The 25,773-nt window shown below is 54.2% G+C and carries 28 protein-coding genes and 1 tRNA gene; 7 read left to right on the top strand and 22 right to left on the bottom strand.

The features are described from left to right. Position 1: 1 nt before the first annotated feature. The 6 genes from PHD76_03630 to PHD76_03655 all read right to left on the bottom strand — a co-directional run bounded on the left by PHD76_03630 (position 2) and on the right by PHD76_03655 (position 3,883). A complete protein-coding gene (locus PHD76_03630) occupies positions 2-658 on the bottom strand; it encodes a hypothetical protein (protein ID MDD5260919.1) in 657 nt (218 codons plus the stop codon). A gap of 146 nt (positions 659-804) precedes the next feature. Further along, entirely contained in the window at positions 805-1,266 is a 462-nt protein-coding gene (locus PHD76_03635; protein MDD5260920.1) for a hypothetical protein, read from the bottom strand. Between the two features lie 25 nt (positions 1,267-1,291). After that, positions 1,292-1,831 (bottom strand): hypothetical protein, encoded by a 540-nt coding sequence (locus PHD76_03640; GenBank protein MDD5260921.1) that lies wholly within the window; start codon positions 1,829-1,831, stop codon positions 1,292-1,294. Positions 1,832-2,440: 609 nt separating this feature from the next. Further along, on the bottom strand, positions 2,441-2,638 hold the full coding sequence (locus tag PHD76_03645; GenBank protein ID MDD5260922.1) for a hypothetical protein: 198 nt from the start codon (positions 2,636-2,638) through the stop codon (positions 2,441-2,443). A gap of 219 nt (positions 2,639-2,857) precedes the next feature. Then, a complete protein-coding gene (locus tag PHD76_03650) occupies positions 2,858-3,184 on the bottom strand; it encodes a YbbC/YhhH family protein (protein MDD5260923.1) in 327 nt (108 codons plus the stop codon). Between the two features lie 93 nt (positions 3,185-3,277). Further along, positions 3,278-3,883 (bottom strand): DUF4262 domain-containing protein, encoded by a 606-nt coding sequence (locus PHD76_03655; GenBank protein MDD5260924.1) that lies wholly within the window; start codon positions 3,881-3,883, stop codon positions 3,278-3,280. A gap of 118 nt (positions 3,884-4,001) precedes the next feature. On the opposite strand from PHD76_03655, the gene PHD76_03660 reads away from it, so the two are divergent. After that, positions 4,002-4,331, top strand: a complete 330-nt coding sequence (locus tag PHD76_03660; GenBank protein MDD5260925.1) for a hypothetical protein — start codon at positions 4,002-4,004, stop codon at positions 4,329-4,331. A gap of 161 nt (positions 4,332-4,492) precedes the next feature. On the opposite strand, the gene PHD76_03665 is transcribed toward PHD76_03660, so the two are convergent. Together PHD76_03665 and PHD76_03670 are read right to left on the bottom strand one after the other, a co-directional pair. Then, positions 4,493-5,716: a hypothetical protein gene (locus PHD76_03665; GenBank protein MDD5260926.1), complete on the bottom strand. Its 1,224-nt coding sequence runs from the start codon at positions 5,714-5,716 to the stop codon at positions 4,493-4,495. 317 nt (positions 5,717-6,033) lie between these two features. Beyond that, positions 6,034-6,459 carry a hypothetical protein gene (locus tag PHD76_03670; protein MDD5260927.1) on the bottom strand — a complete coding sequence of 142 codons (426 nt, stop codon included), beginning with the start codon at positions 6,457-6,459 and terminating at the stop codon, positions 6,034-6,036. A 361-nt stretch (positions 6,460-6,820) separates the two neighbouring features. Here PHD76_03670 and carB point away from each other — a divergent pair, with 361 nt between their 5' ends. Together carB and PHD76_03680 are read left to right on the top strand one after the other, a co-directional pair. Continuing rightward, on the top strand, positions 6,821-10,090 hold the full coding sequence (carB, locus tag PHD76_03675; GenBank protein ID MDD5260928.1) for a carbamoyl-phosphate synthase large subunit: 3,270 nt from the start codon (positions 6,821-6,823) through the stop codon (positions 10,088-10,090). Between the two features lie 462 nt (positions 10,091-10,552). Then, positions 10,553-10,633 (top strand) — tRNA-Leu (locus tag PHD76_03680). 509 nt (positions 10,634-11,142) lie between these two features. On the opposite strand, the gene PHD76_03685 is transcribed toward PHD76_03680, so the two are convergent. Beyond that, a complete protein-coding gene (locus PHD76_03685) occupies positions 11,143-11,994 on the bottom strand; it encodes an AraC family transcriptional regulator (GenBank protein MDD5260929.1) in 852 nt (283 codons plus the stop codon). A gap of 36 nt (positions 11,995-12,030) precedes the next feature. On the opposite strand from PHD76_03685, the gene PHD76_03690 reads away from it, so the two are divergent. Together PHD76_03690 and PHD76_03695 are read left to right on the top strand one after the other, a co-directional pair. Next, complete coding sequence (locus PHD76_03690; protein ID MDD5260930.1) at positions 12,031-12,927, top strand: phytanoyl-CoA dioxygenase family protein; 897 nt, start codon at positions 12,031-12,033, stop codon at positions 12,925-12,927. 16 nt (positions 12,928-12,943) lie between these two features. Further along, the gene (locus PHD76_03695) at positions 12,944-14,080 is read left to right on the top strand and encodes a uroporphyrinogen decarboxylase family protein (protein MDD5260931.1); all 1,137 of its coding nucleotides are present in this window, start codon (positions 12,944-12,946) and stop codon (positions 14,078-14,080) included. 11 nt (positions 14,081-14,091) lie between these two features. Here the strand turns inward: PHD76_03695 and PHD76_03700 are convergent, their stop codons facing one another. The 11 genes from PHD76_03700 to PHD76_03750 all read right to left on the bottom strand — a co-directional run bounded on the left by PHD76_03700 (position 14,092) and on the right by PHD76_03750 (position 22,471). Then, positions 14,092-14,730, bottom strand: coding sequence for a hypothetical protein (locus PHD76_03700; GenBank protein ID MDD5260932.1), 639 nt, complete (start codon positions 14,728-14,730; stop codon positions 14,092-14,094). A gap of 266 nt (positions 14,731-14,996) precedes the next feature. Next, on the bottom strand, positions 14,997-15,515 hold the full coding sequence (locus PHD76_03705; protein MDD5260933.1) for a hypothetical protein: 519 nt from the start codon (positions 15,513-15,515) through the stop codon (positions 14,997-14,999). A 94-nt stretch (positions 15,516-15,609) separates the two neighbouring features. Further along, entirely contained in the window at positions 15,610-16,017 is a 408-nt protein-coding gene (locus PHD76_03710; protein MDD5260934.1) for a hypothetical protein, read from the bottom strand. A gap of 373 nt (positions 16,018-16,390) precedes the next feature. Continuing rightward, entirely contained in the window at positions 16,391-17,158 is a 768-nt protein-coding gene (locus tag PHD76_03715; protein ID MDD5260935.1) for a menaquinone biosynthesis protein, read from the bottom strand. A gap of 2 nt (positions 17,159-17,160) precedes the next feature. Further along, complete coding sequence (mqnE, locus tag PHD76_03720) at positions 17,161-18,288, bottom strand: aminofutalosine synthase MqnE (protein MDD5260936.1); 1,128 nt, start codon at positions 18,286-18,288, stop codon at positions 17,161-17,163. Further along, positions 18,273-19,145: a putative 4-hydroxybenzoate polyprenyltransferase gene (gene ubiA / locus PHD76_03725; protein MDD5260937.1), complete on the bottom strand. Its 873-nt coding sequence runs from the start codon at positions 19,143-19,145 to the stop codon at positions 18,273-18,275. Before ubiA ends, mqnE begins: the two co-directional genes overlap by 16 nt. Before the next feature lie 7 nt (positions 19,146-19,152). Then, complete coding sequence (locus PHD76_03730) at positions 19,153-19,719, bottom strand: UbiX family flavin prenyltransferase (GenBank protein ID MDD5260938.1); 567 nt, start codon at positions 19,717-19,719, stop codon at positions 19,153-19,155. Between the two features lie 49 nt (positions 19,720-19,768). Next, entirely contained in the window at positions 19,769-20,194 is a 426-nt protein-coding gene (locus tag PHD76_03735; GenBank protein ID MDD5260939.1) for a hypothetical protein, read from the bottom strand. 89 nt (positions 20,195-20,283) lie between these two features. Beyond that, a complete protein-coding gene (locus PHD76_03740; protein MDD5260940.1) occupies positions 20,284-20,910 on the bottom strand; it encodes an ImmA/IrrE family metallo-endopeptidase in 627 nt (208 codons plus the stop codon). Between the two features lie 3 nt (positions 20,911-20,913). Further along, the gene (locus tag PHD76_03745; GenBank protein ID MDD5260941.1) at positions 20,914-21,291 is read right to left on the bottom strand and encodes a helix-turn-helix transcriptional regulator; all 378 of its coding nucleotides are present in this window, start codon (positions 21,289-21,291) and stop codon (positions 20,914-20,916) included. Between the two features lie 103 nt (positions 21,292-21,394). After that, positions 21,395-22,471 (bottom strand): hypothetical protein, encoded by a 1,077-nt coding sequence (locus tag PHD76_03750; GenBank protein ID MDD5260942.1) that lies wholly within the window; start codon positions 22,469-22,471, stop codon positions 21,395-21,397. Positions 22,472-22,586: 115 nt separating this feature from the next. Here PHD76_03750 and PHD76_03755 point away from each other — a divergent pair, with 115 nt between their 5' ends. Both PHD76_03755 and PHD76_03760 read left to right on the top strand, forming a co-directional pair. Then, positions 22,587-22,814 (top strand): hypothetical protein, encoded by a 228-nt coding sequence (locus tag PHD76_03755; protein MDD5260943.1) that lies wholly within the window; start codon positions 22,587-22,589, stop codon positions 22,812-22,814. Next, on the top strand, positions 22,811-23,218 hold the full coding sequence (locus PHD76_03760) for a type II toxin-antitoxin system death-on-curing family toxin (protein ID MDD5260944.1): 408 nt from the start codon (positions 22,811-22,813) through the stop codon (positions 23,216-23,218). Before PHD76_03755 ends, PHD76_03760 begins: the two co-directional genes overlap by 4 nt. 39 nt (positions 23,219-23,257) lie before the next feature. Here PHD76_03760 and PHD76_03765 read toward each other — a convergent pair whose 3' ends face one another. Together PHD76_03765 and PHD76_03770 are read right to left on the bottom strand one after the other, a co-directional pair. Then, positions 23,258-24,373, bottom strand: coding sequence for a serine hydrolase (locus tag PHD76_03765; GenBank protein ID MDD5260945.1), 1,116 nt, complete (start codon positions 24,371-24,373; stop codon positions 23,258-23,260). Positions 24,374-24,432: 59 nt separating this feature from the next. Beyond that, positions 24,433-25,749, bottom strand: coding sequence for a sigma factor (locus PHD76_03770; protein MDD5260946.1), 1,317 nt, complete (start codon positions 25,747-25,749; stop codon positions 24,433-24,435). Positions 25,750-25,773: the final 24 nt, after the last annotated feature.

Genomic DNA, 25,773 nt, shown 5'->3' on the forward strand with positions numbered 1-25,773 from the left:
GTTAGCTGTTTTTCTTTTGGTAAGAGATAAAATCATCAAAGATTTTGGTGACATCTTTTAATGGTTTCTTTTCCAGGTCGCTTTTCTCTGAGTAATCCTTGGTTTGGATAAATCCAACTTTGGTCTCTACGTCATACTCCCCCAGTGCCTGATCAAGCATGAGAAAGGCAATGCCGTGATACGTCTTCTCGTGTTCAGCCCTATATCCACGAATAAAGAGGGTAAGACCAGCTTTGCTTCCGTCGGGTTCTACTGTGCAAAACACATCATCGGCCTTCAACTTTACGCCACCATACTCAATGTCCATCGGTGATCTGCGCGGACGGAACTTGATCCATATCCAATGATCCAACTTCGGTGCTGCGGCATAAAGCCGCTCTACAGCAGGAAAAGCATCCTTTATCCCGTCGGCACTGATTACGAATTCTCGCTTTCCTTCCGTGACGGGGCCGAATTCAAAAGTAAGGGAAGGATTAACTTTTTTCATCTCCGCCGCAAGGCGGTTAAATGTCTTTTCCTGATCCTTTTCAAAATTGAACAGCATCCCATCATTTTTGCTAAACCAACTCCAAAAATCCTGTTCCGGCGCAGCTTTGCTCTTTGAGGTGAATAGGGAGAAGATCATAAGTGTGAGGGCAATACGTAAAATCAGGTTCATTTGTTTCAGCTAACGCCAAGCTCACCTACTGCTCTCTGGAACCGGAAGGTGAATGCAGGTTGATTGTTTAGTCATGGTGAGCTTTTTACAACGACCCGCGCGGAGACGGTAACCCGCCGGGAGAGCCGTTGGTGTGTAGCGTATGGTTAGACGTTTTGCATAATATACTTTCGACCCTCGCCAGAAATCGCAGACATCGGAGGTTGCTCTCCAAATGGAGACGACACACCGAAACAGGTTTGTTGTATGAGTCCACGCTGGAGCAGCGTGTCTGTATGATAATCGGCAACGCCCATCGGAAGCTGAAATCGCCGCATAATGTCTTGTGTGGAAAGATTGCACGATTGATCGAAGAAGAACTTGAGTATCTCAAGTGCTTTGGGATCGAGTGCGTTCACGACTGGTTGCAGTTGTGCTATCTTCGCATCGCGGTCTGCTACAAGATTCTCAAGCTCAATCACGCGATGCGACAAACGCGCATTCTCACTGATCGCATCTCGCAACTTGAGATCAAGTGTCGTGAGTTGTTCTTTAGTGAGGGCAATCCGCTGATCCTTGATTGCTCCAGCGGCAATGTCACCGATAATTCCTTTGATGGAGTCGAACATGGTATTGTTATTTCTTCGTCAACGTTCAAGATGAGCCACGGCCGCTCGGGGCCGTTGGCTCTGGCGTATGGTTAGCACTTTCTTTGAACTCGATGAACTTCTCAAAGTCGCGAAAAACCACGTCCTGCTCTGGATCTTTCTCGGCGGAAGACACACCGAGCATGTAGACCTTTCCTTCCGCAATCACGCAGTACTGCTTCAACGCGCATCTCTTCCCGGCAATCGTCGCGACAATCTTAGAAAATCCAAATCTCTTCCCGTTTATTTCTTTGATGCCACCGCCATCCACCTTTTCGGCTTTCTTCTCGAACCCGGTTCTCCATTTGGGAACATACTCTTCTAGACTCTTCGAGTCGGGTGGGAGAGGAAGCGATATCAACGTGATACCAGTGGTGTTTGGTCCGTTACTCCAAGCCTTGATCTCAACATTTCCAGGCATGCGATCTTGCATGCGAATGCCCCATCCTGGTTCCTTGGGAACAGCGAAAGACAACTGCCCGACGACCTCCGCAGAGGCTGAATAGACAAATACGCAGGCGAGAATGAGGCAGTGGATTGTTTTCATCTTTGGCTAACAGTTTTATTCACCTGCCGGTCGGTTTTACCCCCTGTTATCCGACCGGTCGCATAACAGGGGGTAAAACCGACATGTAGGCATAATCGTGTTGTTGGTTGACGCTCAGTGAAGCATTTCACTGGAGGGTTTTCAAGTTTTAAGCGTGAGAGCGGTCAGCTTTCGGCTTTCAGTTCTCAGCTGTCCGCAAAAAAAGCGGCGTCGTGCCGCCGCACAAAACATATATTCGGAGACAAAAAGCTACTTGCTTAGTCAGCCTTCAGGAACAGCCGGTTCCTGCTCTGCAGGAAACATGACGGAGCGAAGAGACGGCGTGTAGGCTGTTACCTGGATGGCCTAGTTAGCCCTTCCTACTTCTTGATCTTATCGTATTCGTCGTGCTGACCTATCCAAATCCATAGACATCCTTCTGGCACTTCAGCAGCCAATGCGCGATGACCCAATCCGATTCTGACTGACCAAACTTGCCCCACCTTTTTGAATTGCAGTGATGGGTGCCTTGGATTTGCCTTCAAAAACTGAAAGCAACGATCAGCGTTTCGCTGGATTTCTGGAGGAAGCTGTCGATAGTGAAACCAGTAACTACTGCTCGCCTTATGCTTAAATGTCTGAGGATTGCCCTGCACGATGTTCCTCTAACGCCTTTGAAATAAAACTGTCCAAGCGGCCAGAATTAGAGTCTGCTTCGATCTCCTTATCCCATTGCTCCATATCAAAGTCAGTGAACCACTTACGAAAAGTTTTTAATTCGTCATTCGTAAAGTGGGTCACAGCATGTTCAACTTCTTGCACGCTCATAGGCAAAGGATAATTGAAAAACTTTTCTTTTGCAATTTTTTTTGGGCTTACGTCCAAGGTCAGCTACGGTCTCCCGGAAACTGCGCATGAATGCAAGCCGCGGCAGCGAAGGCACGGCGACTGCGGAAGCAGTCGCCGTGACTGAGCGCCAAGCTAAATCGGAACTTCGCACAACGACCAGCGCGGGAGGATGATAGCTGCTCCGTCTTGTTAGAAGATTCATTTTCCATGACTCACTCTAATAATTTTTCCGTCATCCTTTGCAATTTCAGCAATGGCAACTCCGCCAATGGTATTCTCTGGCAATGATCCTTCCACTATCCAAATGTTGTTGCTTCCAAGTTTCGCTTTGTACGGCTTCTCGCCTGCAATCTGCTTCTCACCATAAATTGGTTCCCAGACAGCAACTGCGATTTTGATAGCAGTCTTTGCGTCCGGAACATATCCATCATTTGGTTTGTAGTTGTGTTTTGCGGTCTCACCAGCAAATGCGCAAATGTTCGCGAGTATAATTGCACTAACAACAGTAAAAGTTTTGGTGGTCATGGTTGCTGGAATCTTCTAAAACGCAAAGCGCAGCCGCAGCCGGGGAGCGGCAGGTGGCAGCACGTAAGATGTTTAGCTATGGTAGCCATGGAACTAAAGGCCGCGTGGGCTGTCGGCTGGCGCGTCTGGTTCGGTGTTTGTTTCGCTTTCCATGGGCTCCAGTGTTTGGATTTGTCTGGCGCGTGGATCACAGGCTGGCTCCCACGGATAATAACCGTTTTTGTCTGGCCAGCAAAGTTGCAAGACCGGAAATTTATGAGCGGCAACGGCAGGTGCCTTGAAGAGTAAGGAGCGGTAAAACCAACACCCGTATCCCAGATAATCGAAGTATCGCTCTTGGGGCACTGGTCTTGCCTTGAATTGGACTTCGCCTCTCCCTAGATCGTAGCGAATGGAATGTTGGTCAGCAACGGAATGACCAGTCTCCACATAGCTAAATAAATCATTCATCATGTTACCAATGTTCGTGATCCCCATGACAAGAAACTCTGCGTGGCCAAGATTGAGATAGAACCCTATGGAATAACAGTAGTCGTATGGAAGATCAGGATTTGTGTCATCAGGGGTGATCTGCAGGACCGAACAGCCGTGTGTCGTGATGTCACGAAATATCGATAAATCGCGTGAATCCTGAGGCTCTTGCCAGACAAAGCCTGGAATTCTTGGCGATGTCACTGAGTTCTTATATCGCGCATCCATATTCCACCGAACAGTTTTATTCTCCTGCCGGTCGGTTTTACCCCCTGTTATCCGACCGGTCGCATAACAGGGGGTAAAACCGACATGTAGGCATAATCGTGTTGTTGGTTGACGCTCAGTGAAGCATTTCACTGGAGGATTTTCAAGTTTTAAGCGTGAGAGCGGTCAGCTTTCGGCATTCAGCTCTCAGCCGTCCACAGAAAAAGCGGCGTCGTGCCGCCGCAGTCCAAAAATCCGTTTTTATCTGCGCTATCAGCGGTTAAAAATGGATTCCGCTGATAAAGCTGCCGGGCAGGATGCCCGGCAGAGCGGGCGGGACGCCCGCGCTCCTGTAAAACCCAAATTCCTTCCTGCATTCGACCACGCAGGACATAGTTCCAGTCAAGTGCGTTCAACTCAGTTTGTTTTAACCTCAATTTTTGCGTATTTTGCGCTTTTTAGCGGCTAATCGTATTCCAGTTTCAAGTCCCGGATTTTGACTCTCCTCTGTGTCTTTGTGTCCCTGTGAGAGAAAATGTGTTCCTGCGCCTTGGCGTCTTACGCCCTCCTGCTCGCGATGCATATCGGAGTTGCGTTAAAATTCCGTTGCCTTCGTGTGAGGCATTCAGCCTAATCCCCTTCCGTTTCCAGATCGGGTATCCGGTTGAACGCAATCCGCAGCGGCGCCGATTCCAGCGCCTCGTGCGCCCCGCCGAAATAAACGGCGTTTTTCCCGAATTTTTCGTTCAAGGAATCCACCGCTTTGTTAAGCGAATTCTTCCGCCCGGCGGCTTTCACAAACAGCGACGGCGTAAAATTGCCGCGATGCACCAATCGGGACAGGACAACCCCCACCGCGATGGGCGCCGCAGACGGCCGTCCGCGCTTTTCCCAAAGCTGCTTCATCAGGCGCAGTAATTCCAGCGAGTCGTCCGTTTCCGTGATATGAATCTCGTCGTTCCAGCGCTTGTCCCCGGAATATTTGACCGTCAGCGACAACCCGCCAGCCAGGTATTCCATTTTCCGCAATCGCATCGCGGCTTTTTGCAGGAGCCGGTTCAGGACGGCAAAGGCGTCGGCGTTGTTGCGCTCCTCCGGAGGCAGCACATGCGAATGGCCGACCGAGCGGTGCTCCGTTTCCCGATCCGGCACGACCCTGCCCCGCAGCAATTCATACATCCTTTCGCCCTCGATGCTTCCCCATGCGGCATGAAGCGCATTCCGGCTGGCGGTACACATATCCTTGACCGTGCAAATCCCGTGCTCGCGGAGCCGGCGCTCCATGTTTTCGCCAATGCCGCAAAAGTCCCGCAATTCGAGCCGGTAGAGGCAATCCGGCAGGTCCTTTTCCTCAATCACCACCAGGCCGTCGGGCTTTTGCATGTCGGAGGCTGTCTTGGCCAGAAAGGTGTTCGGGGCAATGCCGATCGAACAACGGAGCGCCGGGCCGATTTGTTTGGAAATGCTTTCCTTGATCTGCCGGGCCAGCGCCAGAGCCTCCTCGCGCTTCTGCCAGCGGCCTGTCAGTTCGCAGTCCATTTCGTCAATCGACAATACCCGGCTGACGTGCATGCAGGATTCGACCATGTCCACAAGTTTCCTGTGGTATTCCACATAAAGCGACGGGCGCGCCTCGATGATCTTCAAGCCGGGGCACAGTTTTTTGGCGTCGCCGACCCTCGTGCCCGTCTTGACGCCGAATCGCTTGGCCTCGTAGCTGGCGGCGATGCAGCAGGTCGTATCGGCCAGCACCGGCACCACAGCCACGGGTTTGCCCCTCAGCCGGGGCTGGAGGTGCTGCTCCACCGAGGCGAAGTAGGAGTTGAAATCAACAAATAAGGATCGTAACGGCATAAAATCGGCAAACCCATTTTACAGAAAGATCGCGAAGGGCGCTAAGGAAAAGCTTAAAAACTTACAAATCCGCCACAGGACAGATTCTCCGGGCGCGAACTCCGACATACGTCGCGAGCAGGAAAGCGCAAAAAAAACGCAAAGGATTAAGAGAAGCTTGAAATCCTGTAAATCCTGTCAAAAAAATACTTTGCTGGTGCTGAATTTGAATCCGTGCCCATCTGAGTTATCCGTGGTTCAAAATGTTTTTCTTTGCGGCTTGGCGTCTTAGCGTGAAAATTTTCTATCTGCGTTCATCTGCGCAATCTGCGGATGTTTTAGACTATGGCCTTCGATTCCAGTTCCGCGAGGCGCTTTTTGCAGCGTTCCAACTCGGATTCCGTGTGCCGCCCGTGATTGGCTTCCTGCTCGGCCCGGGCCAGGGCCTGTTGCAGGTTTTTAAAATCAAGTTTCAGAATATCGATTTCACGCTTGTGCATCGACAGCTTGGACTCGGCTTCGTTTAAAGCGGCTTTGCTCTCCGACAACTCCTTCAAAAGCTGTTGATGCTTGGCATAGATCGCATCGGCGGCGGCCACCGCCTTCGTCTGCCATGCGGCCAATTCATCGATCTGCGCCTGTAATTCGCGCTTTTCCGTTTCGATCTGCCGGACTCTGGCGTCCGCCGGATCGGGCTCCACTGGCTTGGGCAACGCTGCCCGAAGATTCGCCGCCCCGCCGGTTTGGGATGATTCAGTCGCCATCCTTTTAAAACTTTCCTTTTGCACAGTTTACCCCTCCTTGACCCTTGGCCTTATATACCTGCTTGTCCGCAGTAGAGGAAGCCTTTTTAACCTGCATATTTCATGCTCATTTTAATAATCAACCTGTTGGCGCTTGTGGCGCGGCACTGGAAGTACACGCGGCAATCCGGATGTTTCACACGCTTCTGAAAACCCCTGCAAAGGGTCCAACCCAAGGACCGGGCACAATCAAGGAGCATTCACATCCGGGTTAAAAACAAAACCGCCTGAATGAGATTTTTCTTGAATTGGAACTGCCTTATTTTGAGGCGGTTTTGCAGCTTTTGCTTGGCAACTTACACCGGCTTGGCAACCTTGCGCCGTGCCCAAGCGAACAGATATTCAGTCCATTCTAGTCATCGGTTCCGGTCCCATTGTCATCGGCCAAGCCTGCGAGTTCGACTACTCCGGCGTCCAGGCTTGCAAGGCCCTGCGCGAGGAAGGTTACCGGGTCATTCTCATCAACAGCAACCCCGCCACCATCATGACGGACCCGGAGTTTTCACACCGGACCTTCATCGAGCCCATCACCCCCGAAGTGGTTGAACGGATCATCGCCCAGGAAAAACCCGACGCGCTGCTTCCCACACTCGGCGGCCAGACGGCCCTCAACACCGCCATGTCGCTGCACAAATCCGGCGTGCTCGACAAGTACGGCGTGAAGATGATCGGGGCCAATGCCGAAGCCATCAACAAAGGCGAGGACCGCCAGATTTTCAAGGACTGCATGATCAAGATCGGGCTCGATGTCCCGAAATCCGGCACCGCCCACAACATGGACGAAGCCCGCGCCATCGCCAAAAAGATCGGCTCCTACCCGCTCATCATCCGCCCCGCCTTCACCCTCGGCGGCACGGGCGGCGGCATCGCCTACAACAAGGACGAATTCGAGGACACCACACAACGCGGCATCGACCTCTCCCCCGTCGGCGAAGTCCTCATCGAGGAATGCCTGCTCGGCTGGAAGGAATACGAAATGGAAGTCATGCGCGACAAGGCGGACAACTGCGTCGTCATCTGCTCCATAGAAAATTTCGATCCCATGGGCGTCCACACCGGCGACAGCATCACCGTGGCGCCTATCCAAACGCTCACAGACAAGGAATACCAGCGCATGCGGGACGCCTCCTTCGCCGTCATCCGCGAAATCGGCGTCGAGACCGGCGGGTCCAACATCCAGTTCTCCGTCGATCCCAAAACCGGGCGGATGATCGTCATTGAAATGAACCCGCGCGTCTCGCGTTCCTCCGCGCTCGCCTCGAAGGCCACCGGCTTCCCCATCGCCAAGATCGCCGCCAAACTGGCCGTGGGTTACAAGCTGGACGAGTTGAAAAACGACATCACGCGCGAAACTCCCGCGTCTTTCGAACCGACCATCGACTACGTCGTCACCAAGATCCCGCGTTTCACGTTTGAAAAATTCCCGGGCGCCGACCCGACCCTCACGTCGCAGATGAAAAGCGTGGGCGAAGCGATGGCCATCGGCCGCACCTTCAAGGAATCGCTCCAAAAAGCGGTCCGCTCCCTCGATCTCAAGGGCCGCGACGGCTCCCTCGCCTTCGGAACCGCGCAAGCCCGCGAACCGGACGAATTGATCCGCACCAAATTGCGCGTGCCGGGCAACCAACGGCTCTGGTGGATCACCCACGCCTTCCAGTGCGGCTACACCGTCCAGCAAATCCACGACCTCAGCGCCATCGACGTCTGGTTCCTGGAAAACATGAAACAGCTTTTCGACCTTTCTTTGGAAATCGAGAAAGCCGACCTTCTGGATCCCTCATCCCTGCCACTTCTGGAACAAGCCAAGTCCTACGGCTTCTCGGATGCCCAGCTCGCGGCGCTGCAATCCAAAAACTTAAAACTTAAGACTTTAAACTTTAAACTCCAAATCAAAAGCTTTCGCGACTACCGCAAAGCGCATGGCATTGTTCCGGCTTTTCGTTTGGTGGATACCTGCGCCGCGGAATTCGAGGCCTACACGCCGTATTTTTATTCGACCTACGACCGGGGCGACAACGAGACAAAAAAGACCGACCGCAAAAAAATCATCATCCTCGGCGGCGGACCGAATCGAATCGGCCAGGGCATCGAGTTTGATTATTGCTGCGTCCACGCCAGCCTCGCCCTGCGCGAAGCCGGCTTCGAGTCCATCATGGTCAATTCGAATCCTGAAACCGTTTCCACCGACTACGACATTTCCGACAAGCTCTACTTCGAGCCCCTGACGGTCGAGGATGTGTTGAACATCTACGAGGCCGAAAACACGGAAGACCAGGTGCTGGGCGTCATTGCCCAGTTCGGAGGCCAGACCCCGTTGAATCTTTCCGGCGATCTCGCGGCCGCGGGCGTTCGCATCATCGGCACCTCAGTCGAAGCCATCACGCGCGCGGAAGACCGCAAACTTTTCCAGGAGATGCTCCAAAAACTCAAGCTGCGCCAGCCCGAGAACGCCACCGCCACCAACGAAGCGGAGGCCATCAAAGGCGCACACACGACCGGCTACCCCGTTCTGATGCGGCCCTCCTTCGTGCTCGGCGGGCGCAACATGCAGATCATCTATAACGACGACGAACTCCGGAAATACATGCAAACGTGCGTGGAAGTTTCCCCCGACCGTCCGGTGCTCATCGATCACTTTCTCGACGACGCCACCGAAGTCGATGTCGATTGCATTGCCGACGGCGAGACCTTTGTCATCGGCGCCGTCATGGAACACATCGAGCGCGCCGGCGTGCATTCGGGCGACAGTGCCTGCGTCATTCCCGCGTATTCGCTTAAAGCATCCGTGGTGGACGAAATCCGCCGCGCCACCGTCGCCATGGCCCGCGAACTGGGCGTCAAGGGGCTCATGAACGTGCAGTTTGCCGTCAAAGGCGAAGTGGTGTACATCCTCGAAGTCAACCCGCGCGCCTCTCGGACGGTTCCGTTTGTCAGCAAAGCCATCGGGGTGCCGCTGGCCAAGTACGCCTCGCTGGTCATGGCGGGCCAAAAATTAAAAGACATCGGTTTTACCAAGGAAGTGGTGCCGAAACATTTCAACGTGAAGGAAGCCGTCTTCCCATTCGCAAAATTCCGCGGGGTGGACATCCTGCTCGGACCCGAGATGAAATCGACCGGCGAAGTCATGGGAATGGATGCCGACTTCGGCATCGCCTATGCGAAAACTCAAATGGCGGCCGGCGCCCCCCTGCCGTTGGAGGGAAAAATTTTCATCAGCGTGGGCGACACGGACAAACCGGGCGCAATGGGAGTCGCGCGCGAATTGGTGGAATTGGGCTTCACGATTTGCAGCACCAGCGGCACCGCCACGGCGCTCGAAAAAGCCGGCGTGCCCGTCACCATTCTGCACAAACTGGCGGAAGGCAGGCCAAATGTGATCGATTTGATCAAGAACAACGATCTGGCCCTGGTCATCAACAGTCCGTCCGGTCCTGTGGCACGGGCGGATGAAGTGCTCATTCGCACCACGGCCCTTTATTGCAAGGTGCCGGTCATGACCACCCTCGCCGCCGCGCAGGCGACCGTCAAAGGCATCCGTTCCATGAAACGCAGCGGCCTGACCGTCAAGGCGTTGCAGGATTATCATAATTGAACCACGAAGACACCAAGTCACGAAGTTTTGGCCGCTAAAAAGCGCAAAAATTGGGCGGAAAGTTTTCAAACCACAGCCAAATCCGGTGTTGTTCTTGTGAAATCATTCTGCTTTTCATCCTGTCAATCCCGTTAATCCTGTTAAAAATACGTCCTGCCTTTCCTTCGCTGCTTTGTTTGCCCGCCACGGCGGGCTTTAGCGGACATGAAAACCTTTTTTGGGGAAAGTGGGATTAATAATTTTGCCGCGATTTCCTCTTGAACCGCGGCCCATGCCGCGGCAATCTTTCGTTTTGTCCACAAAACGCGCTCGTGGCGTTTGCGTGCCGCTATAGCGGCCTTCCCAACCAGCCGGAGGCCATTTGGCAACAACCTGGGGCAACAGGGGGTTCAATGATTTCGCCACGATTTCGTCTTGAACCGCGGCCCCAGCCGCGGCAATCTTTCGTTTTGTCCACAAAACGCGCTCGTGGCGAAATGGCAGACGCGCAAGCTTGAGGTGCTTGTGGGGTAACCCATGGAGGTTCGAGTCCTCTCGAGCGCAATTCCCCGTGCGATAACAAACCATCGCGTCATTGCGAGGAGTTCAGGCGCAGTCTGAACGACGTGGCAATCCAGAACACAGCCGCAAAGCGGCTTATTCTCAAAACGAAGTCATCCCGCAACATTTCAGCTTTGCTGAAATAATCCTCTCGAGCGCAATTCCCCGTGCGATAACAAACCATCGCGTCATTGCGAGGAGTTCAGGCGCAGTCTGAACGACGTGGCAATCCAGAACACAGCCGCAAAGCGGCTTATTCTCAAAACGAAGTCATCCTGCAACATTTCAGCTTTGCTGAAATAATCCTCTCGAGCGCAAATTCCCCCACGCGTCCGGCACCATGGAGTGCGCTGGCAGAACTTTCGCTATCCCCCTGAAAAGGGGGAAGACAGGGGGTTTCGATTTGTTGGAACAGCCAAAAAGCGGTGTCGCACCCTGCGGACTCTTGACCTCCATAATTTTAACGAAGGAGGTTGTCACCGCACTCCACATTGTCTTCAGCCTCTGCCTCCTCAGCGGTGAACCCCTGTTTTGCGCCTTCCCGATAACCGCCGCATCTCGAGCGGGGTCTGGCCCAGCAATTGCCGGAACTGACGATGAAAATAAAAAACATCGCGATAACCGAGAGCAGCGGCGATTTCCTGGATCGACAACTCCGTTTCCCGCAGCAGGGTCGCAGCCCGGTTGATGCGCTCGCGAAGAACATATTGCCGCGCCGACAATCCGAACGCCTGCAAAAAGCGGCGGTTGAATTGAGGGATAGAAAGAGCACAGCGGCTTGCCATTGACGGCGCGTCCCACTCCGCGCCGGGCCGGGAACGGATTTCCAAGGCAAGCGCGGCAAGCTTTTCGTCAGCCGGATGGGCCGCATGCCTTCGCTCACTGAGCAAAAGGCCTTGCGAAACAAGCTGCCCAACGAAGGCCGCCGCGAGCAATCGGCCCGCCGGGCCTTGCTCGTAGGCATGGGTTGCCTGTTCCGCACAGCGTCCGGTGAAGTCGATGTCGCTGATGGTATAATGAAACAGGTGTGGAAAGAAACGGCTCGTTTCCAACTGTGGCTCTGTGCGGAGAAAGTGACAGGCAAACACCACCAACGGATTTTCGGAATCGTGCGTGGCTTCGATACGATCCCCGGGTTGAAAGACAAAACCGATTCCGGCCCGCAAGGCGTACGGAGTATCGCCAAAAACCAGCCTTCCCCGCCCCGCGAGAACAATCCAAATATCGAAATCACCAAAAGGCGCGGGCACCCAGCGCCAGGCAGGTTCGCAGTGTTCCAGGCGCGGCCGGTCAATTTGAATCGGAAGGATGGAGGTGAGTTCGCTTATGATCGATTTATGCAATACTTTGATTGCTCTGTCCATTGTTTTTTCCAGGGCAGATACCCATGTTAATTACCCATGAACCTTCAAGATTCCTCCTTGCCGGTATGTCCGAAAAGGCTCTCGAACGATCAAATCATGCAATATCAAACGCAAGGCTACCTCGCCTTTTGCAATGTCCTGACACCTCAGGAAGTCGGGCAATGTTGCCAGGCGCTTGAGCGCACGGCCCGCGAGCTTGTCGAATCAAATGACTCGCGTTACACCCCGCCACGCCTCGGCAAACGCGACAACCGTCTCGGAGCCTCCTACCAGCGTCCGAAAAGTCGCTCGATGATCCAAGTCGAGCCGGAGTTCGATCCAACTGGACGAAGCTTCGAGGAAATCAACGGTTATATCCGGAAATTTATGTCATTTTGTGATGAGGATGAAGTGTTTCAGAAAATCGTGTCTCCCGGCAGCCGCCTGCATGACGTGGTTTCGTCTTTGATCGGCCCCGATCCGATTCTTTTTCAGGAGATGGCTTTGGTAAAGCCCGCGCTCATCGGGAGCGAAAAACCCTGGCACCAGGACAACGCGTACTTCTCCGTGACACCGCTCGATCAAATCATCGGAGTCTGGATCGCACTGGATGATGCCACGGTGGAAAACGGTTGCATGAACGTGATCCCGGGCGGCCACAAAGAGGGTGGATTCAAGCACCATCACGGAATGGATTGCGAGATCGATCCCGCACTGCTCAAGGTCGAGCGGGCGCGGCCCGTTCCGCTCCCGGCGGGCGGAGCACTGTTTTTCTACGGCATGATTCCTCACGAGACAGCGCGCAATCGTTCGTCTCAACGCCGGCGCGCGTTACAGTTCCACTACCGCGGTGCGGAAACGCAAATTTTAGACGATGCGGCCTACGACGCCCTTTTCATGGACCGGCTGGGGGTTGCCGCATCCTGCCGGGCGGCTTCAAAGCATGGTTTCTAGCACAATGCTATAGATTATGACTACAGACGCACAAAAGATCAGTTCGGCCCATGCGCGCCTGGGCATTCGCCGCAAGGGCGAAATCGTGCCGCGCGAGGAATATCTTGATTACATGACTTTTCGGACGAACGCCCGTCCGATGTTCACGGAGATTTTCGGCCCTATCATTGGGCTCAAAGAGGAATGGGCGACCCAGGGCGCAACTGCGGAGGAATTGGACTTTTCCGCATTCCACTATCGTTGGGCCGAGAGTTTTTGGCTTCCAACCCAGTGTGGATGGCTCGGAGGCGATCCCGATGAAATTCTCGAAGAAACAGAAGACCTTCTGGTGTATCGCGATGCAATGGGGCGCAAGATGGAGATGAGCAAAAAAAACTCCACGCTCGCCTTGCCTGCGACGCATCCGGTCAAGACCATGCAGGATTGGTTGCGCATCAAACATCACTATGAGTTTTGCGAGGAGCGGTTGTCAGGAAATTGGCGGCCACCTTCTCCTGGAATGACAACAGTCGCTGCGATCCCGGGAGGATTTGACGAGCCTCGGCAGTTGATGGGGGAGGAAGCGCTGGCAATAGCGTGTTATGAGGAGCCGGAACTCATCCATGACATTCTTCAGACCATCGGCCAAACCGCCTTCCGCGTGCTGGAACGCATGACTAAGGAGGTAAAGGTGGATCTGTTGCATGTACATGAAGACATGGCGGGCTGCAGCGGGCCGTTGTTTGGGCCCAGGCAGGTCATGGAATTCATCGTTCCATATTACCGGTCCATCTGGGATTTATTGAGCAGCCGCGGAACGCGCCTGTTCATGCAGGACAGCGACGGCGACATGAGGCCTGTGATTCCCTCTTTTCTGGAGGCGGGCGTCAATTTCATGTATCCCTGCGAACCCATGGCGGGGATGGATATCGTTCAATTACGAGCACAATACGGCAATCGACTGGCCTTCATGGGCGGGATTGACAAGCACATTCTCCGCCAGAGCAAGGAGAAGATCACAGCCGAATTGGAATACAAGATCCCGCCGATGGTGCGTAGCGGCGGCTGTATCCTGGGGCTGGACCACCGGGTGCCCAACGGCACGCCGCTTTCAAGCTACCGGTTCTATATTCAAAAGGCCTGGGAGATTATGGATCGGGTGGGCCGGGAATAGAACAACAAAACCTATCGAGTCTTATCCTTTAACACTTCCTCCAGGTCTTTGTTTATCAGAACAAGTTCCTTCTCCTTGAATGCGATGTAGTCCTTGAGAATGAAACGAATCTCCTCTTCGAGGGTCATTTTGACCTTCGATTGCGCATCGGCCAAATTTTCAGACGCGGGCATCTGCGGCTGAGGCGGCAGCATTGTGATGTCCAGAAGCGGACTTACCGGGAGGATCGACTGATAATCGCCAACTGTAACATAACCTTTTCCGTCGTCATTCTTCTGCAAAAACAAGAGATGATAGTGATTGTACATGGGCAGATGTGATGTTGATCCCGGCATCAATTTATCTCCCTCAATCAATCGGTGGTAAGGCTTTTCGTGGTCATCCACCAAAAGGACAGACTTGCTCCGTGGAGCGCCGGAGGGATAGTCCAACTCCCTACCGTTCAATTCCAATGAATACAAGGGAACCGGCTGCACTTTTTTTCCGGGCTTCGGTATTTCTGCGAGTGCAAGCTTTTCTTTCGAATCTGGGGCAGGAGCTTTCAGCCAATACAAAAACCTGCATTCGTATTTGACCCAGCCGTCTATATAGAGCACCGGCGATTTGTGTTCAACGGTGGCGATGACGATATAATCCGAATTCTCAATCATTTCACTCAACGTGCCAAACGTCGCTTCCGCGCGGCAAAGCCCGGTGCTGGGAAGACAAAGCATTAACGCGAGAAGAAGAAGCAAAGAAATGGGCTTCATGTGTGGCGCGAGAATTTACTAACAAAATTAGAATCGGCCAGCGGTACCAGGAAAGCAAGCGAAAGTTTAACCGCGGATTCACGCAGATGGATACAGATGAACAAGCATCGCCGGGCATGATGCCCGGCTGTACGGGCGGGACGCCCGCGCTCCCCAATCCAAAGACATTAAACCGCGTGATCCGATTCCGCAGGCGTGGGCGGCGGCGGGGCAACGCGAAACTCGCGGTGCCGGATCTGGCCGCCGGCTTCGGCAATGTAAAAACCCGCGCCCAAGCTGGCAACCGCCAGCACAAGCACCAGAAACCCCGCAAATGTCTGAATCTTGGGGGCCGCCAATGTCACAATCAACGCGATCAATGCCAGCGCAGCGGTGGCGTAATAAAGCTTGCTCCAGCGATCCGCCAATGCCTCGTGCCGGTGCAGCCACGCCTCCCCGTCCTTGTCAGTCATCGACTGCACGCGATCTGCCGCGCGATCCCCGGTGTACGTCACCAGGGCAATCGAACCGGTCGTGAGGGCCACGACCAACAATCCAGTCAGAACAACCGAGCGGGCCCGGAAAACAACGCCCACAGCGAGGACGATCACCGCCACACCCAGCCCGGTCAGCGGCACATGGTTGACGAGGATATGCTGGTATTCGGGCAGCAAGAGCATCGTGATGAGATGATGGATGTGATTCATATCGGCCTTATTTTATTTATTTGCAGCGGAGGCGCGTGGAGAATATCCCCACGACGACAGCCCGTCCGGTTCCCCCTGAGAATCCGGTCAAATCTTATTGAACAATGGTTGTGTTTTCCAAAAGCTTGACGCCGTTGCGTTCGGCCACATCGCCCTTGAGCGTGACTTCCTTGGCCGCATAGGCCGCCAGTTTGTCGTTTATGGGTTTGTGCTCGCCAATAACAAGGTAAAGATCGCCTGACGCGGTGAGCAGGCCGACAGGTCCGCCCGATTCGATGCAGGTTTTGGCACAGCCGGCATGTTTTTCACCTTTGCCGCCATGGTCCAGGTAGCACATGAGATCGACAATCTCGCCTTTGAGGGTGACATCATGCTTTTTTTCCTGGGCCCAGGCCTGCGGCGAGCCAAGAACGACAGCGAGGAACAACAGGGTTGAAGACAAGAGCAGGGATTTGCGGATCATGGAATAGTCCTCCGAGGGGTTTGGGGTTATGGGAATCAAGATAGCAAGGTTTTGTTCAAACGCAAATCCATCTTTGAACCCAAAACAAAACACTTTTTACAGGAAGGACACGAAGGAACGCAAAGGAACCAAAAAGACTTAAACATGAATCTTAACCACTGATATCGCGGATAATACGGATGAGGAACTTACTCAAACTCCATCTCTTCGAAACCAGCATATTGATTAACCGCTGATGTACGCGGTTTTTTGGACTGCGGCGGCACGACGCCGCTTTTTCTGCGGGCGACAGGTCGTTAATACACATGCAAAGCGTCCGTCGCGGCGGACGCACTCCAAAGTCCGCTGCGCGGACATCTGACAGCCGACTGCTGAAAGCTGACAGCGCCAGGGACTTAACACTGGGATTTCGTTAAATGAAGCTTGGCAGCCCGGGCGCTCCGGCGGGCAGCAGGCCGAGATTCCTCAATTCCTCCGCAAAGCGGGCCATGCCAAGCTTGTACGAGGAGTCCATCTTATAGCGAATGCAATTTGTCAGATAATCCAGTTCGACAGGATTCCCTGCAATCCGCCCGCGCGCCTCCAATCCTTCCAGGCTTTTGCGCCGGAACAGTTCGATCTCGTCCGGAGCGATTTCCGAATGCGGCGCAATCACCCACGCCGCATAGATAAAGGGCAGGCCCGTGAATTCCTTCCATGCAGCGCCCAAATCCAGGATTTCGCGCCGGGAATTGCCGCCCTGAATTTTCAAGGCCCGGTCTCCAATCCACAGCTCCGCATCCGCCGGAACTCCCTCGGGCACGTAGGCCGGAAAAATACCCCAATGCCTCTCGCACAGAACCTTGACCAGATTGGCGGAAGTTTTGGAGGCGGAATCCAGCGCTATTGTACGCGCCTGCTGCAACGGTTTCTCCAGTACCAGAATAACGCTGCGAACCGGCCCGTCGGAGGCAATGGCCGGTCCGTCCACAATCCGGCAACCCGGACTCTCAAATGACGCCGCAACCGGCAGCAACGCGATGTCGAACTTGCCCGCGGCAAAATCCCGCGCCAACGGAACCGGTTCCAGATATTTTATGTTGTCAGGCAACGCATGCACCAGCGGCCTGACATTCAGGTAAGGCACAGAACCGATGGAATGCCGGGCCAGCCGTTCCAAGGTGCAATCGGAACAACTCATTGTCAGGATTGTTGAAGCACGGGGCTTCTTCCGCGGTTTTCACCCGGAATCTTGCGATAGACCGTGTCGCGCTGGCGGGGATTCCGGCCCGCCTCGCGGATCGCCTTTTCCAGCCGCCCCACCGTCATGGCTGCCGGGGTTTTGGCCCCCGCCATGTGAAATATTTTTTCCTCCACGATTGTGCCGTGCAGGTCATCCACCCCATAGCTCAGGCTCACTGTCGCCAGGGACAAGCCCGTACTGATCCAATACGCCGTGAGATGGTCGAAGTTATCCAGATAAATCCGCGCCAGGGCAAGGGTCCGAAGCTCATCCAAACCGGAGATGCGTTTCAAATGACTGAGTTCGTTGTTCTCAGGCTCGAAGGCATACGGAATGAAAGCCGTGAAACCGCCGGTTTCATCCTGCAATTCGCGCAGGCGGCGCAGATGATCGATGCGTTGCTCAATCGTCTCCACATGCCCGTACAACATCGTGCAGGTGCTGCGCCGGCCCATGCGATGCCATTCGCGATGCACCTCCAGCCATTCGTCGGCGGTTTCTTTTCCGCGGCAGATTTTGTCGCGCACCGCCGGATCGAAAATCTCGGCCCCGCCGCCGGTCAACGCGTCGAGGCCGGATTCCTGTAAAAGCTCCAGCGTTTCACGGATCGATTTCTTCGCCACCCGCTCGGCCAGATGCCGGATTTCGATGGCGGTAAAGGCTTTGAGCGACAGCTTGGGATCCACCTTTTTCAACTCGGCTAACATTCCGGTGTAATAATCAAACGGCAGCCCGGGATGCAGGCCGCCGACGATATGAATTTCAGTAACGCCATCCTTCACCGACTGCCGCGCAGCCTCGACCATCTCCGCAGTGGAATATTCAAAGGCATCGGCGTCCCGTTTCTTCCGGGCAAAGGAGCAGAACTGGCAGTCGAGGATGCAGATGTTGGAATAATTCAGGTAACGATTGATGACGTAGGTGGCTTCGTTGCCGTTTTTGGCTTCGCGCACGAAGTTGGCCATCCGTCCGAGATCATGCAGTTCCGCATGGCGGAGCAGGCACAGCGCTTCCTCATCGGAGATCCGATCCCGCGAAAAAACTTTTTCTTCGATGGCAGCCAGCCGGCCTTTCAACGTCGTATCCATAAATCCAAACATGCTCCGAGCAAGAGCGTTATGCTAACGAAGGCGTTGACCTGAAAGAAAGCTTTATTGATGGATACCGGGTCGGAAGTCCTGCACAAGCGGTGTTCATAGAGAAGGCCGGCCGAGGCCAGCGCCCAAGCCACGGCATAAATCGGCCCCAGCCCCGCGATCCATCCAAAACAGGCAAACCCGATAGCCGCCGCAACATGCAGCACCTGGGCCAGACGCAGGCTCGGCCTCAAACCGTAACGGGCGGGAAAACTGTAAAGCCCCTTGCTCCGATCAAATTCCATGTCGAGCGTCGCGTAAATCAAGTCGAACCCAAAAACCCAGGCCAGCACCGATGCGGCCAGTACCCAGGGCGCAAGCGAAGTCAATTCGCCGCGCAGCGCGGCCCATGCGCCCATGGGCGCGGCGCTCAAGGCCAGACCCAGAAAGAAATGCGAATAGGCCGTGAACCGTTTGGTCAGCGAATAGGACAAGACCAGCACGATCGCCAGCGGGCTCAGATACAAACAAAGCGGATTCAACCGCCACGCGCCGAAAACCAGCAGGGCCAGCGAAACGGACATCAATGCCCAGCCCAGCGATTTTGGAATCAAGGTGTGGCGTAATGCCGTGCGCGGATTTTGTTTGTCGATTTCCCAATCCGCCAGGCGGTTGAAACACATGGCTGCTGTGCGGGCGCCCACCATGCAAAGCAAAATCCAAAACAAGGCGCGCCAGCCGGGTCTTCCCTGCCCCGCCACCAGCATGGACATCAACGCAAAAGGCAGCGCGAAAATCGTGTGTGAAAATTTGACGAATTCAAACAAGCCTGCCACGCGGGAGGCCAGGGACAATGGACGAGAAGACATACTAAAACTAATCCTCCCGCCCCTCGCGCTGAACTTTCCAGCGCTTGACGAGGTCATTTTCAACTCCGAGATGATCCAGGATGCGAGCGACAACCGTATCCGCCACCTCTTCCACAGTCCGGGGCCGGCCGTAGTAGGATGGAATGGCGGGCAGAACAATCGCCCCCGCTTCGATCACAGTGACGATGTTGCGCGCGTGAATCAGATTCCAAGGCGTCTCACGCGGCACCAGAATCAATTTCCTTTTCTCTTTCAAAAAAACATCCGCAGCGCGGGTGATTGTGCTGTCGGAATAGCCGTACGCGATCCGTCCGACCGTGCCCATCGAGCACGGAACTATCACCATGCTGGCGATTTTTGAGGAACCGCTGACAAACGGCACCTGCATGCTCTGGTCGTCATAGACGGGAAATTTTTCCGGAATTTTCAGCCCGTCCAGTTCGCATTTTGCCACTTCGTGTGCATGACTGCTGAGGACCACATGCACCTCATGACCCGGCTGATCCAGGTTTTGCAAAAGCCGTTGGGCGTAGATCGAGCCGCTCGCCCCGGTGATGGCGACAACGCATTTCACGATTCAGAAAGGTTGGGCATGGAACACGAGACGCCAGATTTGATCCACATCACTTCTCCCCTGTGGAGGGATTCGGTTTATAAACCAGATAGGCAACCAAGGCGGCCAGCACGCTTTGTCCAACTCCGGAGATGATCCATTTCAACGCCAGACAACACGGCAACGGTTGCACGGCATAAGAGATCAGCGAATTGGTTTCGAAAAAGACGCCCATGAATAACCCGAATAGAACCGCGCAAACCGGGCATGCCTTTTCCGCAAAACCTTTTGCCCAGAGGACAACGAAGGTCGCCGACCATAAAAGTTGAGCCAAAGTCAGCCAGCCGATGTGCGAACACATCTGTCCCTGGGGGCGCCAAAGGCTGGCAGTCGCCTGGTACGTGGGCATCAGCCAGACCCGATGAATGAAATAATCCGTGATGAATACCACTGCAAACACCGCGGCGATGGCGAGGATGAGACGTTTAATGTTCATGGCCGGAGCATGGCATTTTGCCGGGAAAGATTAAAGAATTTTCCAGTAATTTCAAAGGAGCATGGCCTGCGACGCAAAGTAGTCCATTGCTATAACGGCCAGAGCTTTTCACGAGTTAGCCTGCGTTCAATCACCTCCTCCGAAACGGCAAAGCGCCTAGCTAGTGGGATGCAGAGATAGGACAGATGTGCATCACTGAGATTGTGACGAGCCATGCCGTTTTGCTCCACTTCAGAGAGAACATTCTCAAATTCCGTCTTCAGACTATCGATTGGAACCAGAAAGCGGCCTGCGAACTCATTCGCATGATACTCCAGTAAGCCATATTCCTTGTCGGGCATATCTTGCATAAATACAATCCACTCATCCGAGTTCCCTCGTGGTATTGCCTTAAAAACCTCTTCGTGCAGGACATAATGACCTAGCTCGTGAGCAATGCTGAACCGTAGCCGATTGATAAACCGATCGTCCAGATACTGCTGCTGATCCACGATGAGGGTCGTCCAGTCCCCCAATAAAAGGGCATCCACGTCGGCATTTTCTTTCAGGCCTGTAATGGTTCTGATTTCAAGATTGAGATCGAATTCGGCTATGGCCAAAACATCCACTGGAATCTCGCCGGAAGACCAGTATTGCTGTCTGAATCTATCGGCTTCATTCCAACACTGCTGCTGGTCAATGAAGGGGGCTTTGAAGGTCCGAGGGTCTGTTGACATGTCTTAACTTTTTCGAATCTTCTCAATGACCTTCCGCATCTCGGCTTCTGTAGGTTTCTGCCCTCGGAGTGTTCTAAAAAATGCAGGCAGCTCCTTCACCAACTCTTCATCCTCCATGAGGTCTTGTGGAATGATGCCTCGATCGGCGGCTGCGAGATCGAAGAATAGATACCATTCGTCGCTGCCTTTCGCTAAATTCAAAGCCTTGGCATATCGCGTAAGGATTTCTCTATCCTGAGGCGGAGGTATAGCTCTCCGCTCCATACGGCTGATGTTACCTGGATCGGCCCCTGCTTTCTCGCAGAAGGCTCGTAAAGTAATTCGTCTTTCCTTTCGCAGTGCCCTGAAAAACGAAGCGAAATTCTGATGTGGGGTGTTCATAGGGTTTATTGTTGTATTAACACTACAACAATTTGTTGTTGCTGCACAACAATATCTTTCAAGAACAGAGCGTGGATTCTCTGTGATGTTGCCCTTGTAACCCTCAAAACGAACGGCTCAGCGAAAGCAGCAGCGCCTCGTCTTCCTTCGACTGGGTGTAATCGCTGCCCGTGCCATGGCTGTAACGAAATTCGGCGCCCGCGCTCAAGCCGTCGTTGAAATTCCAGCGCGGGCTCGCGACAAAACGCACCGTATCGCGCAAGGGGTTTGTTGCTCCGTCGTTGATTTCCCGCGACTCGTATTCGGCGCGCAACCGCATGTTGATCTCCGGATACGGATTCTGCGCCCATTCGGCAAAGTATGTGGAAACCGATTCGCCGTAGTTTTGGTTCAATGCTTCGATATCCTCCTTGCGGTTGCCGAAGCTCAGAGAATTTTTATCCGCCACCTTCCATACCAGGGAGCTTTCCATTTTAAAATCATCGCTGTTGCGTCCGCCCAGCCAGTATTGCTCGTCCATTTGATCGGACGGACGGAAGTTCAGGCTGAGCTTGTTCTGAAACAGATCGCGGCGCAGGGTGACGCCGTATTCACGGCGCGACCAAAACTGTCCCATGCCTTCGGAATGATTTTCCATCGAAATTTCCGGATGCAATGTGGTTTGGGGCATAAACTGCCAGTCCAGATTTGTTCCATAACGCCAGACATCGTTGGCAGAAGTGCGATCATTTCGCATCTGGGTGCCCAGTTCATTGAAAATGCTCCAGTTCAGCTTTTGGGAGGGGGTCATTTTCAGGCGCGTAATGTACCGCTGATCCAGCATGCTGCCGTAATCGGCCAGATAAGACGGGTCGGAGAGATCCTGCTGTTGAGCTTTGATGCCAACGCTGTACTCCTGCGAAATCCCGGCCTGGCGGGTAAGTTGATAATTGTAAACCACCCCAAGGTTGTTATTGACTGTGTTCGTTGCCGTGGTCTTGTTCCAATTGGCATTCAACGGGTTCACCCGGAATTCCAAATTCACGGTGTCGGACTTGAGTATGGAATGGTTGCCGACTAGCGCCGTATCATCGGACTTGCTTTGCACAATCTGCTCAAAGCGCTGATCTTCGGCCTGCGCCAGGTCCAAACAAAGGACCACGCAGCCAAACAAAACGATCTGTGACAGGTTCCGATGCATGAAGCCGGAACTATAAGCAGTTTTGCATGCAAAATAAAAGAATTTAAATTCCCTGTTCCGACAGGCCACGCTCCATCGTCTTGACATCGGGATGCGTTAAACATAGTTTTACATCATGACCAAGACGATCACCAGGATCGGCAATTCGCAGGGCCTCATCTTCGACGCGGCCCTGATGGAGCTCGCGCATCTCAAGCCCGGCGATGAAATCAACGTGGAAATCCACGAGGGCGGCACCATTACCCTGACACCCCTGCGCCCCAGGACGTCAGCAGCAAAGGTATCTGGCGTCATCAAGGCAACGATGAAGGATTATGCGCGGACCATGAAGAAGCTGGCATGAGCGCCACGCCGGAGAATTGTTTCCACCTCAGCGTCGAAATCGTACATGAAATTCATGCCGAGGCCATCACTAGATTTGGAGGATCGGAAGGTGTGCGGGATGTAGCCTTGCTGGAATCGGCAGTGGCCGCGCCACAAGCAAGCTTTGGCGGAAAGTCACCCTACAAGGACTTGGGCGAAGTAGCGGCAGCCTATCTGTTCTATCTGTGCCGGAACCACCCCTTCATTGACGGAAACAAACGGACGGCACTGGGCGCATGCATCGTGTTTTTGCGGCTCAACGAAATCGAACCGAAAACTGATGGCCCGGATTGGGAAGAACTCGTGCTCGCAGTGGCATCCAGCGCGATTGATCGCGACGAAACCACCAGATGGCTGCGAAAACTTCTGCCGAAACACGCTTGAATCCGGCCGTTGGAATTCCTGCCAGGCCGATCCGGAACTTCATTCCTTCCCTGGAAAGGCCTTGTCCAATTCAAGCAATATTCTGCCGGTGCTGTCATGCTTGTTGAAAAGATTTTTTGTCACCGCCACGGCCAGCCTGCGTTCGAGGTCCGCAAACCCAATCGCGCCGCCGTGGCCTCCATGCCCAAACCTCGCGACCTTACGGCCCGGCTCAAATTCCCCAACCGGTTGATAGCCTAGCAACTTGTCGGAATACCCTTTGGCCGGCGCATCCAGTTTCTGCCAGGCCGTTGCCTCAAATACCCTCTCAGGCGGGAGCAATTCCACGCCATCCACTCCACCCGGCAATAAGGCGGCATAGTGGCGCGCCAGCGCACGGGCGCTCATGATGCCGGTGGTTGCGGGAAGGCAGGCATGCCACATGTCAGGCCGATTCATCATCGTGTGCAATGGCTGCGTCCAACCGGGGATCGATTGCGGCTGTGTGTCATCAGGCGGGACAAACTCCTTATTATAGTCCTCCAGCAGCGCCACGCGTGATTCGACTTGATCCGGAATGCCCAGATACATCGCCTCCATGCCGAGAGGCTTGACAATTTCCTCCTGCAACAAATCCGGAAACGAATGCCCGGTGGCACGACACGCGGGTTCGCCCACGATCCAGCCATAGGTGATTGCATGATATTGGGCACGGCTTCCCGGAGTCCACGCTGGTGTTAGGCCCGCGATGGCCGCACACATGCGCTTCCAATCCGCCAGTTCGGCATACCCGATTCCCTTGGGCATATAGGGCAGCCCGGCGGTATGGCTCAGCCCCTGGCGCAGCGTAATGCGTTCTTTCCCATGTGCCGTGAATTCGGGCCATATCTCGGCAATTGGACTGTCGTAGGACAGCTCGCCGCGCTCCACAAGGCGGTGAACAACCGTTGCCGCCAGCCCTTTGCTGACGGAAAAAACCGGGAATAGCGTGTCGCCGTCCACGGTCATGCCGGTTTGATGATTGGCGATACCGGCCCATGCATCCACGACAAGCCGACCCTCGCAATACGCGGCAACCTGCATGCCGCGTTCCGTGCCATCGGCGATCAGTTGTTGCAAAAGGGATTGGATCGTCTGCTGGATCGAAGCGGTATTGGCGGAAATTTTGGGGCTCATGGGTTGAAACTTAGCAAAGCATGGAAACAGAACGAGCGTCTGGCAACTGATAATATTGCTTACATGGCCCTGAGCTTCATTGCGTCGGTTTGCTCTTCACACGCCTGGAGTTTTTTGTACAGAAATATTCGCTCCGACTTGATTCCGGCCAGTTGCAGCGATTTTTGGAAATGACCCGCAGCGGTTTCCGAATGATTCAGCCGCGCCTCAAATTCGCCCAATACTGCATGAAGCAAATAATATGAATTCAACTTCTTCCTATCTTGGATGGCGTCAATCGCAGCAAGACCTGCTTCCGGCCCCTCGATATTTGCCACCACAATGGCACGATTGAGGGCAACGACCGGCGAATTATCGAATTCAAGCAGATGATCATACAGTGACAAAATTTTCGGCCAATCCGTGGATTCGTAATCCTTCGCCGAGCAGTGGCAGGCGGCTATGCCTGCCTGGAGATGATACTCGGCGATCTCGCCACCCACAGCCGATTGTGAAAAATGAACCATGCCGCGCGCGATCATCGGCCAATCCCATTGCGTGCGGTCCTGCTCCTGGAGCCGGAGCAGGTTCCCCTCCCCATCCACCCGCGTTGGAATGCGCGCGGCGCTAAATAACATCAGCGCCAGCAATGCGTGCGTCCTGGGCTGGTTCCCAGCCGGATGTTCCGCCAGCAAGCCCGTCAGCCGGATGGCTTCGTGGCATATTTCCTCACGAACCAATTTTTCACCGCTGGAAGCCTTATAACCTTCGTTGAAGAGCAGGTAGAGCGATTGCAAAACTCCGTCCAACCGCTGCGCCAACTCTGCGCCCGCAGGAATCTCGAAGGGTATCCGGGCTTCGTGAATATTTTGTTTCGCCCGCGTCAAGCGCTTTGCAATCGCCGCCTCGGTTGTCAGGAAAGCTTGCGCGATTTCGCCCGGGCTGAAACCGCAAAGGGTTTTCAATGCCAGCGCGGCCTGCGCCTCTCCCGGAATGAGCGGATGGCAGCACACGAACATCATCCGCAAACGGTCGTCCCTGATTTCATCCTCGCTGAAAACCATTTCGTCTGAACCGGTTTGTTCCATCAAAAGGGTGATTTCGGCCTCCTTGTCGCGAAAAACTTTTTTGCGCCGCAGCACATCCAGCGCCAGGTTTCGGGAAGCCCGCATGATCCACGCGGAAGGATTTTCCGGGACACCGTAATAGGGCCAGGTCTGCAATGCACGGGCGAGCGCTTCCTGGACCACGTCCTCCGCCAACCCCAGATGCTCCACGCCAAAAATGTGCGTCAGAGTCGCAACCATCTTTCCCCATTCATGCCGGAACAAATGCTCGATCACCCGGGGAGTTTCCCGGGACGGCGGCAACGCTGCGCTGGAATCTGCAGTCGGCATCAATGGGTTCCCCCTACATTTGGG

This window comes from Candidatus Methylacidiphilales bacterium (assembly GCA_028713655.1).
Lineage (GTDB): Bacteria > Verrucomicrobiota > Verrucomicrobiia > Methylacidiphilales > JAAUTS01 > JAQTNW01.